Origin of the sequence: Brevibacterium sp. SIMBA_078, from assembly GCF_046534565.1 — a bacterium.
Taxonomy (GTDB): domain Bacteria; phylum Actinomycetota; class Actinomycetes; order Actinomycetales; family Brevibacteriaceae; genus Brevibacterium.
Window position 1 is genome coordinate 1 of sequence record NZ_JAWRYQ010000420.1, and the last position, 250, is coordinate 250.

1 pseudogene is annotated in these 250 nt (G+C 66.0%); it reads left to right on the forward strand.

Annotation, left to right across the window (positions count from 1 at the left end):
- A pseudogene (locus tag SB749_RS20255) lies at nt 1-250 on the forward strand (daunorubicin C-13 ketoreductase); the annotation flags it as partial.

Here is a 250-nt window from a genome sequence, read left to right on the forward strand (position 1 = left end):
GGCGCCTATCTGTCCGGTCGCAATACCACGGCCGACGGGCACGCCGGCACGCTCGCGGTCAACGTCCTTGCGCCTTATCTGTTGACCGCGCTGATCGAGCGCCCGTCCCGGCTGGTATATCTGAGCAGCAGCATGCACCGGGTTGTGCGCGGCGCGCTGGGCGACATCGATTGGCTGGAGCGGCGATGGAGTTCGGACCTCGCCTACTCGGAGAGCAAGCTGTATGTGACGGCACTGGCCCTTGCGGTAG